Here is a 14,814-nt window from a genome sequence, read left to right on the forward strand (position 1 = left end):
CGCTGTAATACTGCTTGTCCATTTACTTTTTTATACACAAAAATTAGCGTTTTTTTATCTATAGTTATTGCTTTCCGGCCCTGCTGGGCCCAAGATTCGCGCCCGCCAAATATCAACAGAAAGGCGCCATGAAGAAGCAACAAGTAAAAGACTGGACTTGCGAAGATTCGGCCGAACTCTACGGCATCCGCAATTGGGGCGCCGGATATTTCGATTTGAACGAAAATGGTGAAATTTCACTGCAAGTCGACGGCCCCAACGGGGTATCACACAGCGTTTCCCTAATGGACATTGCCCGAGGCGCCACCGAGCGCGGCCTGGGAATGCCCCTGCTATTGCGTATTGAGAATTTACTCGAAGCGCAGATTGCCCGGATTAACGAATCCTTTGCCCGCGCTATCGATGACTGCGGCTACGGCAACGTTTTTCGCGGTGTATTTCCCATTAAGGTGAATCAGCAGTGCCAGGTGATTGAAGAAATTGCCAATGCCGGCCGCCGTTTTAATCACGGACTGGAAGCAGGCAGTAAAGCGGAGTTAATTGCCGCGCTGTCCATTCTGGATAACACCGAATCCCTGATCGTCTGCAACGGTTACAAGGACGAGGAATTTATTAACCTCGGTCTACAGGCCCAGCGCCTGGGCGTGCAGGTTTTCTTCGTCGTGGAAACTCCCTCGGAAGTAGAAACCATTATCCGCTGCGCCGAGCGCGAGCAGGTGCGCCCGAATATTGGCGCCCGGGTAAAGCTCGCCTCGAAAGTTGGCGGCTACTGGAATGCAACCAGCGGCGACCGCAGTATTTTCGGCCTGGGCAGTAACGACCTGATCGCCATGGTCGATCAACTGCGCAATCACGATATGCTCGACTGCCTGAAACTACTGCACTACCACCTGGGATCACAGGTACCCAATATCCGCGATATCCGCACCGGAGTTTTGGAAGCCTGTCGCTACTACGCCGATCTGGTGGAAGAAGGCGCGCCCATGGGCTACCTGGACCTGGGCGGTGGCCTGGCAGTGGATTACGATGGCAGCAAGACCAATTACACCCACTCCAAGAATTACTCCCTGGATGAGTACTGTGTCGATGTAGTGGAAGCCATTATGGGCACCCTCGATAGTGAGGGGGTCGAGCACCCGGTAATTATCACCGAATCCGGCCGCGCCACTGTGGCTTACTCCTCAGTGCTGCTGTTCGATATTCTCGACACCACCCGTTTCGAACCGGTGGAACTCGAACACACCAGGATCAGCGAGGGCGACCACCAGATGCTGCTCAACCTGCAGGACGCAGTGCGCAGTATCACCCCAAAAAACCTGCAGGAGAGCTACAACGACGCCCTCTACTATCGCGACGAGGTGCGCTCCCTATACCTGCACGGCCAGGTGAGCCTGCGCGAGCGCGCCAATGCGGAAAACTTGTTCCTGCAGGGCGCCCAGGATATTCGCAAACTACTGGATGAAGCCGAGGAGATTCCTGCAGATCTGCAAGCGCTGCCGGAGGTACTGTCGGATATCTACTACGCCAATGTGAGCGTATTCCAGTCGGTGCCGGATATCTGGGCTATCGACCAGGTATTTCCATTGTTGCCGATCCACCGCCTCGACGAAGCACCGACCCGCTCCGCCATCATCGCCGATATCACCTGTGACTGTGACGGAAAGATCGACCGCTTTATTGGCCGGGAAAAAGAGCAGAAAACCCTGCCGTTGCACGAACTAAAAGATGGCGAAGACTATATCCTCGGCACCTTCCTGATCGGCGCCTACCAGGAAACCCTGGGCGACCTGCACAACCTGTTTGGGGACACCAACGTGGTGAGCGTGCGCATTCAGGAAGACGGCAGCATCGACTTCAGCCATGAGATTCACGGCGACAGTATTTCCGATGTACTGAGTTACGTAGAATATCAACCCAAAGCGCTATTCGAGCGCTTCCGCCGCCTGGCGGAACGCGCCGTTAAACAGGGGCTGATTACCGCTGCCCAGCGCAAGCAGATTCTGCAGACTTATACCGCCAGCATGAGCGGATACACCTATTTCGAAAAGTAAGTTTGAATAATAAGGCGCCAGCGCCTTTGAAAAGATAGCGGCAGTAAAAGCCGCAGATTAAGGAGATCTTTATGGCCAACGTACTGATCATCGGCGCCGGCGGTGTCGGCCAGGTGGTTGCACACAAGTGCGCACAGGTTGCTGAAGTATTTGAAAATATCACCCTGGCAAGCCGCACCAAAAGCAAGTGCGACAAGATTGCCGCTATGCTGCCGCGCAAAATCGACACCGCTGAAGTAGATGCGGACAATGTGCCTGAATTGGTAAAGCTGATCGAGAAAGTGAAGCCGGACTTGGTCATCAACGTGGCCCTGCCCTACCAGGACCTGCACATTATGGATGCCTGTTTGGAAACCGGCGTGCACTACCTGGACACCGCCAACTACGAGCCGCCGGAAGAGGCCAAGTTCGAATACAAATGGCAGTGGGCCTACCAGGAAAAGTTCGAGAAAGCCGGCCTGATGGCTCTGCTGGGCAGCGGTTTCGATCCCGGCGTCACCAGTGTATTTACTGCCTACGCCAAGAAGCACCACTTCGATCGTATCCACACCCTGGATATCCTCGACTGCAATGCCGGCGACCACGGCCTGCCGTTCGCCACCAACTTCAACCCGGAAATTAATATCCGCGAGATCACCGCCAACGGTCGCTACTGGGAAAATGGCCAGTGGGTTACCACCAAGCCGATGGAAGAAAAACGCGTATTCAACTTCCCCGAAGGCATTGGCGATAAGGATATCTACCTGCTGTACCACGAAGAGCTGGAATCCCTGTCCAAGCACTTCCCGGAAATTGAGCGCGCGCGTTTCTGGATGACCTTTGGCGAGAGTTACCTGAAGCACCTGGAAGTCCTGCAAAACGTCGGTATGACCGGCATTGAGCCAGTGGAATTCCAAGGCCAGCAAATTGTACCTATCCAGTTCCTTAAAGAGCTGCTGCCAGACCCCGCCAGCCTCGGCCCACTGACCAAAGGCAAGACCTGCATCGGCAACATTATCCGTGGCACCAAAGACGGCGAAGAGAAAATCTACTACGTCTACAACACCTGCGACCACCAGGACTGCTACAAAGAAGTTCAGTCCCAGGCGATCTCTTACACCACCGGTGTCCCGGCAATGATCGGTGCCAAGATGATGCTGGAAGGCAAGTGGATGAAACCCGGCGTGTGGAATATGGAACAGATGGACCCAGATCCCTTTATGGACGACCTGAACAAGTACGGCCTGCCCTGGCAGGAAACCTGGCTGGATAAACCTTTCCAGTAAGCCGTACTTTTCTCAGACCTCCGGGGTGGGCCCCAGCGCCCTCCCCAACGCACCAGGATATAACGCCCCCATGGACCTCACTCCCCGCGTTGACTACTTCGGACACTTTGATCCCTACCGCGTACCCTCACCCTGCTTCGTCGTGGATGAGATCGCCCTACGCGACAATTTGGCACTGCTCGCCGACGTACAAGAGCGCAGCGGCGCCAAGGTACTGGCAGCGCTCAAAGCCTTTTCCATGTTCAGCACTGGACCCATCGTGGCTGAATACCTTTCCGGCACCTGTGCCAGTGGCCTGCACGAAGCCAAGCTGGGTTACGAAGAGTACGGCGGTCGCGACAAAGGCAAGGAAGTCCATGTATTTAGTGCCGGTTACAAGGACGAGGAACTGCGCGAAATACTGCAATTCGCCCACCATGTGGTTTTTAACTCTTTTTCCCAGTGGAAGCGCTATCGGGAACTGTGCCTGGATATGCAGAAGCAGCGGCCAGAGCTAAGTTTCGGCTTGCGGATTAACCCGGAGCACTCCGAGGGCCACACCGATCTCTACGATCCCTGTGCCCCCTGCTCACGCCTGGGAATCGTGCGCTCGCTGTTTGAAAACGAGTCCCTTGAGGGCATTAGCGGCCTGCATTTCCACACTTTATGTGAGCAGGATTTCAAACCCCTGGAGCGCACTATCGCTGCGGTAGAGGAAAAGTTTGGCGACCTGATTCCGCAGATGGAGTGGATCAATTTTGGTGGTGGCCACCACATTACCCGCCGCGACTACCAGGTGGACGAACTGGTCGAAGCGGTGCGCAATTTTGCCGAAAAATACGATGTGCAGGTTTACCTGGAACCCGGCGAGGCAATTTCCCTTTTCGCCGGTATCCTTGTGGCCGAGGTAGTGGACATCACCTGGAATGGCGAAAACCAGGCCATCCTGGACGCCTCCGCCACCTGCCATATGCCCGATGTGCTGGAAATGCCCTACCGACCGGAAATTACCGGCGCCGCTCGCCCCGGTGACCTTCCCCATACCTATCGCCTGGGTGGGCAAAGTTGCCTCGCCGGCGATAGCATCGGCGAATACAGTTTCAGTCAACCATTGCGGATTGGCGAACGCCTGGTATTCGAGGAAATGGCCTATTACACCATGGTAAAAACCAATACCTTCAACGGTATCCCCCTACCCGCAATTGCCCTGTGGAACTCGGATACCGACGATTTGAAGATGATCAAAGCTTTCGGCTACGAGGATTTCAAGGAACGCCTCTCCTAAACAGTGCCGATAGAGATAGATGCGGCAGGCAATGAGTTCTTGCCTCCGCCAGAGGACCAGTAGATGTTGTCAGAAAACGAATACCCCATTTTTCTCGGCTCCGAGATCGAGCAGCCGAAGCCGGAAGACGCCCTCTTTCACATTATCCCCATCCCCTATGAAGAGACCGTCTCCTACGGCGGCGGCACCGGCAAGGGCCCAGCTTCCATTCTGGAAGCCTCCTGGCAGCTGGAGACTTTCGACAATTTCTCCAATCCCTGCGATCTGGGCATTTACACCCGCTCACCGGTCTCGGTTTCCGGCCCCGCAGAACAGGTGATGGACAATATCGCGGCAGCCACCAAAGAGGTATTGGCACTGGGCAAGATGCCGGTGGGTATCGGCGGCGAACACTCCGTGACCTGGGGCATTATCAAGGGGCTACTGGACGCCGGTGAAACAGACTTTGGCGTAGTGCAAATCGATGCCCACGCCGACCTGCGCGATCGCTATGAAGGTCACAAACACAGCCACGCCAGCGTGATGCGTCTAGTGGTAGAAGCCGGTGTTCCCTTGTTCCAGCTGGGAATCCGCGCCTATTGCGAAGAGGAAGTACAGGCCCGCAAGGACCACAACGTAGGCTACCTGGATGCCCACCAACTGGTGCCCAACAACGTGCAGGAATTCCAGTTACCGGAGAATTTCCCCAAGAAAGTCTTCTTTACCCTGGATGTGGACGGTATGGACCCATCGGTCTTCCCTTCCACCGGCACCCCGGTACCCGGCGGTCTCGGCTGGTACCAGACCCTCAACTTATTCGAATCTGTTGCGCGACAAAGAGAGATAATTGGCTTCGATCTGCTGGAATTTGCGCCGATCGAGGGCTTTCACGCCTATGACTTTGCCGCCGCACAACTGATGTACAAATTGATGGGAATCATCCAGCGCAACCGCTGACTGCAGCTCCAGGCTCCGGCACTTTGACAATTCTTAACCAATTAACCTGTCTTTAATGTCAGTTTAAGAGTTAGTATGTCAAATGTGAGTAATCACTTCGCTGGAGAGACTGTGAATAAACTGAATGTCGTAATTGGCGCCAGTGCGTTCCTGGCACTGGCCGCTTTTGCCTTTAGCCCACCCGCCGATGCGCGCGGTTATGAGCGCGGGGGAGATCATCGCCACCACCACCGTGGTGGAGGTTATCGCGGACCACGTATTTCGATCGGATTCATTGCACCCGTTCTACCTGTGGGCCATGTGCGTGTCGCAGTCGGCGGACGCCCCTTTTACTACCATGGCGGACATTTCTACCGCCACGGCCCTCGTGGTTATGTGGTTGTCGCTGCCCCCCTGGGCGCCTCGGTAGTCACCCTGCCAACTAGTGCTGTGAGAGTCCAAGTAGGCGGAATTACTTATTACCAGTACGCCGATGCCTATTATCAATGGCACCCGGCTACGCGCACTTATGTTGTGGTAGCACCACCCGCAGTGGCTGTAGCTCCAGCACCCGTGGCCGTTGTTCCTGCGCCAGCGCCGGCTGTAGCAGTCCCCGTTGCAACGGCAGCAGCTCCCGCTACTGTGCCTGCAACCCCGGACCCTGGCCCCCAGGGCTTCCAGCCCGGACAAGTGGTGGAAACCTTACCCAAAGGCTACGCCGCTGAAATTATCAATGGCATCCAGTACTACCGCTATGGCGGCAATTACTTTATGCCGACCCAGCGCGATGGCCAGGAGGTCTACGTAGTCGTCAAGCTGTAAGCGCGGCTTCGCTTTGCAGCCCGTGAAAACGGGCAAACTGCCCCAGAGCCCGGTGGTAGCTCGCCTCTAGCGAGACACCGGGTTTCTTATTCCAGTGCAGGGCCTCTACCCTCAATACACCCGCATCCCGATCAGCCTTCAAGTCCACCTGCCCCACGAATTGGTCGCCATATAAAATCGGTAGGCAAAAATAGCCATAGCGGCGCTTGGCCGCCGGCACATAGCACTCCAATTGATATTCAAAATCAAACAACCGGCGCAGGCGTTTGCGCTGCAATATCAGCGGATCAAATGGGGATAACAGGCGCACTTTGCGAGATGGTCGTACCGGCTCCCAGTCCAGGTGCTCAGTGAGCATCAGCTCTTTTCCCCACTGCGTGAGTTCGCCGGTTGCCAGCATACGCTTAATTGCCAGCTGGATAAGGGGTTTGTCTTCCCGGCGCAAGTAAGCAATTTCCTCCGCTCGGCCAATCCCCTGGCACCCCAGAAAAGTGCGCACCAGATGGCTGCCGTACTCAATTTCCGAGGCGGCATTGGTCGGGATATTTGCCGGCAGTATCCGCTCCGGGAGATCAAAGACTTTTTGAAAGCCCTCCCGGTGGCTGACCATCAGCTCACCTTCATGAAACAACTGCTCCAGGGCTTTCTTCTCATCGGACCACTCCCACCATCCACTCTTGGTGCGCACAAAATCGCTGGCCCTCAGCGCGCCCTCCTCTCGCACACGATCGAGAACATAGCGGCACAACTTGGCATTCTTCTCAAACCAGTGGCGCTGACCCGCGCGGATACGATCCATACGCACCCGTGCATAGTGGTAATGGGCCATTGGCAGATAGGCGGCGGCGTGGGACCAATACTCGAATATTTCGCGACGTTGCTCCGCTTCAGCCAGGTGTGTCTCGCGGTAGCGGGGCAGGCGATTGTAGAGCTGGTGGTGGTGGGCCCGGGTAATTCGCTGAATGGCATCCAACTGCAGGGCCCCCAGATGTTGTAACAACTGCGACAGCCCATCGCTCCAAGGGTTGTGGATAAATTGGCGCTGCAGCACCAGTGCGCGGATCTTTTGCTCCATTAGCAAAGTGCGGTTCCCCTTTACCGATGAACAGTAAATGCTCTAAAACTCTCAAGGTATAAATTAAAGAGCCCCTGAATAACTCCGCAATATCCCTGCGGGTATTGCAGGCTACCGATGTTAGGCGCAACTCGCCGCAAATGGCTAGCCCTTTGCAAGAACTGCACTTTAGGGCTTGCAGAGACATCACGGAGGTGTGCAGAAATTTCCTGATTTAAAACAAATCGATAAACCTATATATATCCCGAATTCAGATGCCCATGCTTTCAACATATTTGAAGAAATTACTACTGGGGAGGAAGGAAAGAATACACTTCACTCGAGACACGCTGTGAATACATCCCTGTAAGCTCCTAATCGGCATCCATGCCTCATAGGGTCCCGAGCGCAGTGTATTATTTCCTTCTCCCTTTTTAGTAAATATAACCAGAAGTGAAAAGAAAGTGGCAGCAGCGGATGAGTCAAACCATTACCTTTTGTGCCGTGGGCTGCACGAAAACTGTAGATTAAACTTACCGCTGTGCCAGGCAGTCCATAGCCACATCTAGACTCTCAACGACTTCCATTCCTCTGTGTTACTTCCTTTCGGACACGTATATATATTTCTTCACGGTGCACGGGTAAGGATTTTGGAGCACGTATTCCTATCTTCACCTGATTACCCTTAACTTCCAATACGGTGACTGACACATTACTCCCTATCCTTAAGTTTTCACCTGTACGGCGCTTTAAGATCAACATAGTTATTGCCTACTGATACTCAAATCATGGGTAGCCCCTCCGTAATGGAAGGCCAAAAAATAACGTTTTGGAGAAATACGGGGTGGTGCGCGGGAACGGTAGGCGAAGAAGAAGAAAAGGCAGGCACTACGCTCCCAGAGCTTGGGGAATCGCTCCAAGCCGCTGAATGTTCTCCACTTTATTGAAGACGAGCGGGTTTCTAGCGTACTATGCATATAGCCATCTTGATACTTTCTCTATCAATTTGGTCAGCTGGCCCCTGGTGTTCGCCCACCTTGGGTCAGCGCCTTTTACTTACTCTTACATCACACTACCGTTCTCCTTTAAGAGGATGGTTGTTGAGAAAATTCTTGGATGTCTTGATTCTCTCGAATCCCTTTGGCTACCGGCCTTCAGAAAGCCACTAAATCACAGCCAAAATACCGATAAATATCTATCGATTCTACGCAGCTTTGATACTAAAACAAACTTAATAAAATCCAATAAGATAATTTTTGTGCCAATTTTTCATGTGCAACTATAAAAATTTATCTCACTACAAAATTGAAAATTAGAAATATAAGAACGAGCTTTTAAAAACAGCCGTAAGATAGTATATAAATTATTTATTGATGCTCCATGGCAGGCCGCTCCCGAGCTCTTAAGCTATATTGATAAGGCGAGACTATTTTGAATTGGCAGAAAGAAGAGCTGTACTAAAGCTCAAGCCTTCCAGATCGAATTCTTCGCAAAGATTTTTGAATTTTTCATTGCAAAAGCAAACTGAACACCCTTCCCAATAGCTCCTGAATAATAGCTTTTCCCTGGCCTCTTCACCAAATACTAACGATTTAATAGTCTGTGTGTCTGGCTCGCTATAGAAACTACGCGATAAATCTGGACTCAAATCAGTCAGGTTATTAAATAAGTAATAGTTATCCCCTGAAACATTTAAAGGAAGAAATTCACCATAGTCATCCAGCATCAGGCGAAAGACAGCATGCGCCCTCTCTGAAAAAACAAGGTTGGGTCCCGACCAGATACAAATACTGGGGATCTTAACTGCCTCAGGAAATGCTGGTGAAGACTGGAAAACTGTTTTTATTGGCCCCCAATAGCCAGCTAGCTTCTTTTCCTTTATCCCCATATAGACAAAATCCATAATATGATCATCAGCATTTAGTTGATCAGCAATATCCTCCACATCAAGGGGTATCTCCTTGTATATTGCAGGATTGGTAGTTAACCTATAAATCTGTTTCATACCCTGTTCCAATCTATATTCTCAGGCTCTAAAATCTCCCTTGGATATCCACTGCCTTTTAGCTTTAAATCCTTTAAAGCTCTTAAAAAAAACCATCAACTAATGTGAGTTCCATATTCACAACGACCCCTGCTTCATAATTATATCCATATAATGGATTGTGGATGGGGCGGTCAGGGATTGACCAGGAAACGGCCTTAAAAAGGGAGGCTATTTCTTACCTATGATTATTTATAGATTTCCTGAAGAAAAAGAATACGCAGAGTACTACGCTGAACGCCCATCCCCCTTAATCCAGTAACGCGCAGAACAATCTTGGGCATCCATAGACTTAATTTAGCGGCACTGCTCCCTTTCAGCCGGGTGGGACTCGCGGCAAAGGGAGGCAATGGTAGAGCTGGTGGTGGACCCGGGTAATTCGTTGGAGGGGCCCCAGGTGTTGCACCAACCCCAGCAGCCCTTCAGTCCAGGAGCTATGGATAAATTAGCGTTTTAGCACCAATCTTTTTTTTCGCATAACAAGAGGTGGCTCCCCTAGGTTCGGATATTCGACAGCCGCAAACCTAGCAGAAAGGCTTATTCGCCCTGGTAGTATTCCGGCGCCAGATTATCGAAGCGAGTGTATTTGCCCACAAAGGCTGCGCGGCAGGTGCCGATCTCACCGTTACGCTGCTTGCCGATAATCAACTCGGCCATCCCTTTATCCGGGCTGTCCTCGTTATAGTATTCATCGCGGTAGATAAACAGGATCACGTCAGCGTCCTGCTCGATCGCCCCGGATTCCCGCAGGTCCGAGTTCATCGGCCGTTTGTTGGGGCGCTGCTCTACTCCCCGGTTAAGCTGCGACAGGGCAATCACCGGGCACTCGTATTCTTTCGCCAGCGCCTTGAGAGAGCGGGAGATCTCGGAGATCTCCTGGGTGCGGCCCTCGGTAGACCCCTTCACCTGCATCAGCTGCAAGTAGTCCACCATAATCATGGCGGGCATACTCTTGGCCTCGGCGTCTTCGCGGCTTAACTTGGGATTCTCGCGCATCAATTTGTTGATGTGATCGCGCACCGTGCGCTTGGTACGGGCGCGCACCTCGCTGGGACTTAGTGCCGGCGTATCGTCGATATACAGGGACTTGCCTTTCATCTTCTGCACGGCGCTGGATAGCTTGGGCCAATCCTCTTCCTGCAGCTTGCCGTTCCTGATGCGCCCCTGGTCGATACGACCAATAGAGGACAACATCCGCATCACCAGGCTGTCCGAGGGCATCTCCATACTGAAGACCAGAGTCGGGCTCTCCTGGCAGAGCATGGCGCTCTCGATAAAGTTCAATGCCAGTGCGGTCTTACCCATGGAGGGACGCGCGGCGAGAATAACCAGTTCGCCCGGCTGCCAGCCGGAGGTGCGCTGGTCCAATTCGGTAAGACCGGTGCTGATACCGGTGATATCACCCTCGGTCTTGAACAGCTCATCGATGCGCTCGACAGTCTTTTTCAGCAGCGTATCCACGCCGACAAAGCCGCCCTCTTTGGCGCGCCCCTCGGCGATTTCCGCCACGCGGCGCTCGGCCATCTGCAGCAGGTCGGCGGAGGCAAGGCCGCCGGGATTAAAACTGGTGCGGCTGATCTCACCGGCAGCGGCGATCAGCTGGCGCAGCATGGAGCGCTCACGCACGATCTTGGCGTAGGCGACGATATTCGCTGCGGAGGGAGTGTTTTCGGCCAATTCCGCCAGGTAGGCAGGGCCACCCACTTCACCGAGTAGGTCGCGGCTGGCGAGGCCTTCGGCGAGGGTAACGATATCCAGGGGCTGTTCGCCATTACTCAGCTCACCCATAACCGCAAAGATCTTGCGGTGACTGGCGCTGAAGAAATCCTCTTCACTCAGCTGTTCGGCAACGGCATCAATACGGCCCGGGTCCAGCATCAGGCCGCCGAGCACAGACTGCTCCGCCTCTACCGAATGCGGCAGGGGTGAACTCTCTTCGCTGTGGATCTCTTCTTCAGGGGCGGCGTATTCGTCGATCATGGAACTTTACTGGATAGTAAAAACAAAACAGGCGCTGGACCCGATAGGGTGCAGCGCCCGATTGTAGCGCGGCTGGCGCCCGAAGCACCAACCGTTCGTCAACAAAACCTTACTCGGCTTCGATAACGACTTTAACTGCAGCAATTACGTCGGAGTGCAGCTGTACGTCTACGTCGTACTCGCCCACTTCGCGCAGCGCGCCTTCCGGCAGCTTAACTTCAGCTTTAGCTACTTCAACGCCACCAGCAGAGATCGCTTCAGCGATGTCGCGAGTGCCGATAGAACCGAACAGCTTGCCTTCGTCGCCAGCGTTAGCAGCGATGGTAACAACCAGGTCGGCCAGCTTGGTAGCGCGGCTCTCAGCTTCAGCCAGCTTAGCGGCAGCAGCGGCTTCCAGTTCAGCGCGCTTAGCTTCGAACTCAGCAATGTTAGCGGCGGTAGCAGCAATTGCCTTACCAGTCGGCAGCAGGAAATTGCGGCCAAAACCGGCTTTAACATCAACGCGGTCACCCACGTTGCCCAGTTTGCCTACTTTATCGAGCAGAATAACTTCCATCTCGGTTTCCTCAATTTCTGTATTGTGCGGGCGCGCTTATTTGGAAGAGCGTCCGCGAATATCTATCCAGCTATCTACCAGGGCCAGGCCGCAGAGGAAGCCCGCCAGGGGCAGCCCTCCAATCACCAGCATGATGTACATCGCCACCAGGGGACCTACCCCCCAACCGCGACTGGCAACCAACCAGTGGACCAGGGCAATACCAGCTACCACCATCGGGAACGCAATCACCGCTCCCCAAAATGCGTAGCCTGGGGTTACCAAGCTGACTACCCACAACAACATGCTTGTCGCTGACAGCCACAGGGGCAGGCGCAGCTGGTGGAACTCCTGGCGGAAACCGCCGGGGTTGTACAGCAGGGCCTGCCAGTAACGCCCCAGTACCAGAGCCAATGTGGCACTTATCGCCGAAATCAGGCTCAGGTAACCGGTAATTTGCAATTCACCCGCAAATATCTGCTTCAGTTCATCCATTGGAACAGTATTGGGCTGTTCCGCTGCATTCTCGACTGCCTGCAAGAACCCTTGCATCAGTCCTCCACTGAAGAGAGAGGTCAGCAATATGCCTGCTGCCGATACCGCCGTTACAGCCACCAGGCCAGTGGCCCAGGAGCGACTGCTGCGCAATGCCATGGCGCCGCAAAAAACTGCAACAAAATGGCCTGCGGATATACCAGTCACCAGTGGTGGTACATGACCACTCATACCCATAACGACAATCGGCAACAGAGCCCAGGCCAAAACCATCAGGCCGTCACTGCCGCCTCGACGCAAACTCACCAGAGCGAGAATTGCCGGGCTTATCAGCGGAATCCCCAACATGGTGAGGATTACCGCCCTGACGCGTCCGCGCATAATAAATTCAGCTACGGCGCGCATATCTAGATAGCTTCTCTATTAATGAGTCTAAGCAAACTGCGGCTTAGGCTTCGTGGCTGTCCGTGTACGGCAGCAGGGCCAGGTAGCGAGCGCGCTTGACCGCAGAGGCCAGCTGACGCTGATACTTGGCTTTGGTACCGGTAATACGGCTAGGAACAATTTTGCCAGTCTCGGAGATGTAGGCTTTCAGGGTATCGAGATCTTTGTAGTCGATACGCTTAACACCTTCAGCGGTGAAACGGCAGAACTTGCGACGACGGAAAAAACGTGCCATCTGATAATCCCCTTACTCTTCGCTTTCAGCGTTATCGGAAGAAGCTTCTGCAGCGTCGGAAGAAGCTTTCTCTTCTCCGGCGCGCTCGCGACGCTCGGTGCGCTCTGCACGGGCAGCTTTGCGCTCACGGCTTTCTTTTTCCGCTTTCATGATCGGGCTCTCTTCAGTGATCGCCTCGTCTTCACGAATTACCAGATTACGGATAACCGCATCGTTGTAACGGAAGTTGGTAGTCAGTTCCTCAAGGGCTTCTTCAGAACATTCTACGTTCATCAGAATGTAGTGAGCCTTGTGGATCTTGTTGATCGGGTAAGCCAGACGGCGACGGCCCCAGTCTTCCAGACGGTGAACCTGCCCACCGCTCTCCTTGATGGACGCAGTGTAGCGCTCCACCATGCCAGGTACCTGCTCGCTCTGGTCCGGGTGAACCAGGAATACAATTTCGTAATGACGCATTTTAGCTCCTTACGGGTTAATCAGCCTCTCGGACAGTCCGATGAGGCAAGGAGTACAACGGGCACGGATAAACCGGGCCCATTGCGGGCGGCGTATTCTAGGCAGTTGTGGGATTGGTTGCAAGTTGATCAATTAATTCAAGCCCAGTGCCTTCGCCCACCCAGTTGCAAGTTGATCAAGATGACCACCCTGCCACCTTTTTGATTTCCCTGATTTGGCGGATTGGGACACAGCACTGCGCGGTCTGGTCATGGGTTTGGCAAGCTGGCTTCGCCTATGATGCCGGACTGCTAACGGGAGAAGTACCATGCCCCAACAAACCCACCAATTAGAATTTGGCGCCTTCCAGGTACCAGTAACCACAGTACACAACGGCGAAGGCCCCCTGGTATTGGTACTTCCCGCGATGGGCGTACCGGCCAACCGCTACCGCCTGCTCTTGGAAGAATTGCAAAAGCTCGGTTACAGCACCGCTATCAGCGAACTGCCCGGCACCGGGGAGAGCCTACCGCGCCCGCACCGAAATGCCGACTACGGTTACAACGATCTGGTGTTTTCATTTATCCCGCAGTTAATCCAACTGCTGGAACAGCAATTCCCCCAGGGGCCAGCGCTGATTCTCGGCCACAGTATCGGCGGCCAAACCAGTACCCTGGCGGCCCGCGCCGGCCTCACCGGTAACGCCAAGGTTGTCAGTATCGCCTCCGGCCATGTGGACCACCGCAGCTGGAGTGGCCTGCACAAGTACGCCATCCTGCTCTTCGCCTCAATTGCCAGTGTGACCTCAAGCCTGCTGGGTTATTTCCCCGGTGCGCGCATGGGATTCGGCTGGCGCGAAGCGCGCAGGCTGATGAAAGACTGGGCCCGCTCCATATTTAGCGGTCGCTTTGCACCGGAGGATCGCTTTGGGCAAATGGAAAAGACAAGCCAGCCCACCCTGCATATTGCGCTGGACGGCGACCCCTTCGCCCCTATTCAGGCCGCCCGCAAATTAGCGGCAATCGTCGGCGGTGAAACCCGGGAGATGCAACCGACCTACCCCAAAGGCAATCCTCACCTCAGCTGGATCAAGAATCCCGCCCCCGTAGTTGAGGCGGTGCAGCAGTGGCTGCATAAAGATCCCGCTCTCAACTGATTTTCCCTTTTTCCTTTTTCTGTCTCTTTCCTGCATGGCTAAGAAAGTAATTCACAGCTTTCTCGGCCATGCATTAATAACACTTGTCTGCTCCCCCCTCTCCCACATCGCAACCAACA

General features: G+C 54.0%; 14 protein-coding genes. 6 read left to right on the top strand and 8 right to left on the bottom strand.

Going from position 1 to position 14,814, the window contains the following annotated elements; all coding sequences use genetic code 11:
* Positions 1-128: 128 nt before the first annotated feature.
* From speA to ACJJIW_RS04630, 5 genes are all read left to right on the top strand, one after another.
* Positions 129-2,051 (top strand): biosynthetic arginine decarboxylase, encoded by a 1,923-nt coding sequence (gene speA / locus ACJJIW_RS04610; RefSeq protein ID WP_282930227.1) that lies wholly within the window; start codon positions 129-131, stop codon positions 2,049-2,051.
* A gap of 71 nt (positions 2,052-2,122) precedes the next feature.
* Positions 2,123-3,316 carry a saccharopine dehydrogenase family protein gene (locus ACJJIW_RS04615; protein WP_282930228.1) on the top strand — a complete coding sequence of 398 codons (1,194 nt, stop codon included), beginning with the start codon at positions 2,123-2,125 and terminating at the stop codon, positions 3,314-3,316.
* A 70-nt stretch (positions 3,317-3,386) separates the two neighbouring features.
* Positions 3,387-4,580 carry a carboxynorspermidine decarboxylase gene (gene nspC / locus ACJJIW_RS04620; protein ID WP_282930229.1) on the top strand — a complete coding sequence of 398 codons (1,194 nt, stop codon included), beginning with the start codon at positions 3,387-3,389 and terminating at the stop codon, positions 4,578-4,580.
* A 63-nt stretch (positions 4,581-4,643) separates the two neighbouring features.
* On the top strand, positions 4,644-5,516 hold the full coding sequence (gene speB, locus ACJJIW_RS04625; protein WP_444936789.1) for an agmatinase: 873 nt from the start codon (positions 4,644-4,646) through the stop codon (positions 5,514-5,516).
* 111 nt (positions 5,517-5,627) lie between these two features.
* Positions 5,628-6,317, top strand: a complete 690-nt coding sequence (locus ACJJIW_RS04630) for a DUF6515 family protein (RefSeq protein WP_444892618.1) — start codon at positions 5,628-5,630, stop codon at positions 6,315-6,317.
* Here ACJJIW_RS04630 and ACJJIW_RS04635 read toward each other — a convergent pair.
* The 8 genes from ACJJIW_RS04635 to rpsF all read right to left on the bottom strand — a co-directional run bounded on the left by ACJJIW_RS04635 (position 6,307) and on the right by rpsF (position 13,560).
* On the bottom strand, positions 6,307-7,392 hold the full coding sequence (locus ACJJIW_RS04635) for a winged helix-turn-helix domain-containing protein (RefSeq protein WP_444936790.1): 1,086 nt from the start codon (positions 7,390-7,392) through the stop codon (positions 6,307-6,309). The genes ACJJIW_RS04630 and ACJJIW_RS04635 overlap by 11 nt on opposite strands.
* A gap of 552 nt (positions 7,393-7,944) precedes the next feature.
* Complete coding sequence (csrA, locus tag ACJJIW_RS04640) at positions 7,945-8,133, bottom strand: carbon storage regulator CsrA (protein WP_444936791.1); 189 nt, start codon at positions 8,131-8,133, stop codon at positions 7,945-7,947.
* 664 nt (positions 8,134-8,797) lie between these two features.
* Positions 8,798-9,376, bottom strand: coding sequence for a hypothetical protein (locus ACJJIW_RS04645; protein ID WP_444936792.1), 579 nt, complete (start codon positions 9,374-9,376; stop codon positions 8,798-8,800).
* A 576-nt stretch (positions 9,377-9,952) separates the two neighbouring features.
* A complete protein-coding gene (gene dnaB, locus ACJJIW_RS04650; protein ID WP_282930237.1) occupies positions 9,953-11,395 on the bottom strand; it encodes a replicative DNA helicase in 1,443 nt (480 codons plus the stop codon).
* A gap of 109 nt (positions 11,396-11,504) precedes the next feature.
* Positions 11,505-11,951 carry a 50S ribosomal protein L9 gene (gene rplI, locus ACJJIW_RS04655; RefSeq protein WP_282930238.1) on the bottom strand — a complete coding sequence of 149 codons (447 nt, stop codon included), beginning with the start codon at positions 11,949-11,951 and terminating at the stop codon, positions 11,505-11,507.
* A 36-nt stretch (positions 11,952-11,987) separates the two neighbouring features.
* Complete coding sequence (locus ACJJIW_RS04660; protein ID WP_444892616.1) at positions 11,988-12,830, bottom strand: hypothetical protein; 843 nt, start codon at positions 12,828-12,830, stop codon at positions 11,988-11,990.
* Positions 12,831-12,873: 43 nt separating this feature from the next.
* Positions 12,874-13,104 (bottom strand): 30S ribosomal protein S18, encoded by a 231-nt coding sequence (gene rpsR / locus ACJJIW_RS04665; protein ID WP_108731487.1) that lies wholly within the window; start codon positions 13,102-13,104, stop codon positions 12,874-12,876.
* A gap of 12 nt (positions 13,105-13,116) precedes the next feature.
* On the bottom strand, positions 13,117-13,560 hold the full coding sequence (gene rpsF / locus ACJJIW_RS04670) for a 30S ribosomal protein S6 (RefSeq protein WP_282930240.1): 444 nt from the start codon (positions 13,558-13,560) through the stop codon (positions 13,117-13,119).
* Between the two features lie 307 nt (positions 13,561-13,867).
* Here rpsF and ACJJIW_RS04675 point away from each other — a divergent pair, with 307 nt between their 5' ends.
* On the top strand, positions 13,868-14,695 hold the full coding sequence (locus ACJJIW_RS04675) for an alpha/beta fold hydrolase (RefSeq protein WP_444936793.1): 828 nt from the start codon (positions 13,868-13,870) through the stop codon (positions 14,693-14,695).
* Positions 14,696-14,814 lie beyond the last annotated feature (119 nt).

It is taken from the genome of Microbulbifer maximicatervae (SeqCode) (genome assembly GCF_052467815.1).

Bases quoted from the DNA above. Each gene is read 5' to 3' on its own strand.
- speA (WP_282930227.1), top strand. From the start codon at position 129: ATGAAGAAGCAACAAGTAAAAGACTGGACTTGCGAAGATTCGGCCGAA.
- ACJJIW_RS04615 (WP_282930228.1), top strand. From the start codon at position 2,123: ATGGCCAACGTACTGATCATCGGCGCCGGCGGTGTCGGCCAGGTGGTT.
- nspC (WP_282930229.1), top strand. From the start codon at position 3,387: ATGGACCTCACTCCCCGCGTTGACTACTTCGGACACTTTGATCCCTAC.
- speB (WP_444936789.1), top strand. From the start codon at position 4,644: ATGTTGTCAGAAAACGAATACCCCATTTTTCTCGGCTCCGAGATCGAG.
- ACJJIW_RS04635 (WP_444936790.1), bottom strand. From the start codon at position 7,392: ATGGAGCAAAAGATCCGCGCACTGGTGCTGCAGCGCCAATTTATCCAC.
- csrA (WP_444936791.1), bottom strand. From the start codon at position 8,133: ATGTTGATCTTAAAGCGCCGTACAGGTGAAAACTTAAGGATAGGGAGT.
- ACJJIW_RS04645 (WP_444936792.1), bottom strand. From the start codon at position 9,376: ATGAAACAGATTTATAGGTTAACTACCAATCCTGCAATATACAAGGAG.
- dnaB (WP_282930237.1), bottom strand. From the start codon at position 11,395: ATGATCGACGAATACGCCGCCCCTGAAGAAGAGATCCACAGCGAAGAG.
- rplI (WP_282930238.1), bottom strand. From the start codon at position 11,951: ATGGAAGTTATTCTGCTCGATAAAGTAGGCAAACTGGGCAACGTGGGT.
- ACJJIW_RS04660 (WP_444892616.1), bottom strand. From the start codon at position 12,830: ATGCGCGCCGTAGCTGAATTTATTATGCGCGGACGCGTCAGGGCGGTA.
- rpsR (WP_108731487.1), bottom strand. From the start codon at position 13,104: ATGGCACGTTTTTTCCGTCGTCGCAAGTTCTGCCGTTTCACCGCTGAA.
- rpsF (WP_282930240.1), bottom strand. From the start codon at position 13,560: ATGCGTCATTACGAAATTGTATTCCTGGTTCACCCGGACCAGAGCGAG.
- ACJJIW_RS04675 (WP_444936793.1), top strand. From the start codon at position 13,868: ATGCCCCAACAAACCCACCAATTAGAATTTGGCGCCTTCCAGGTACCA.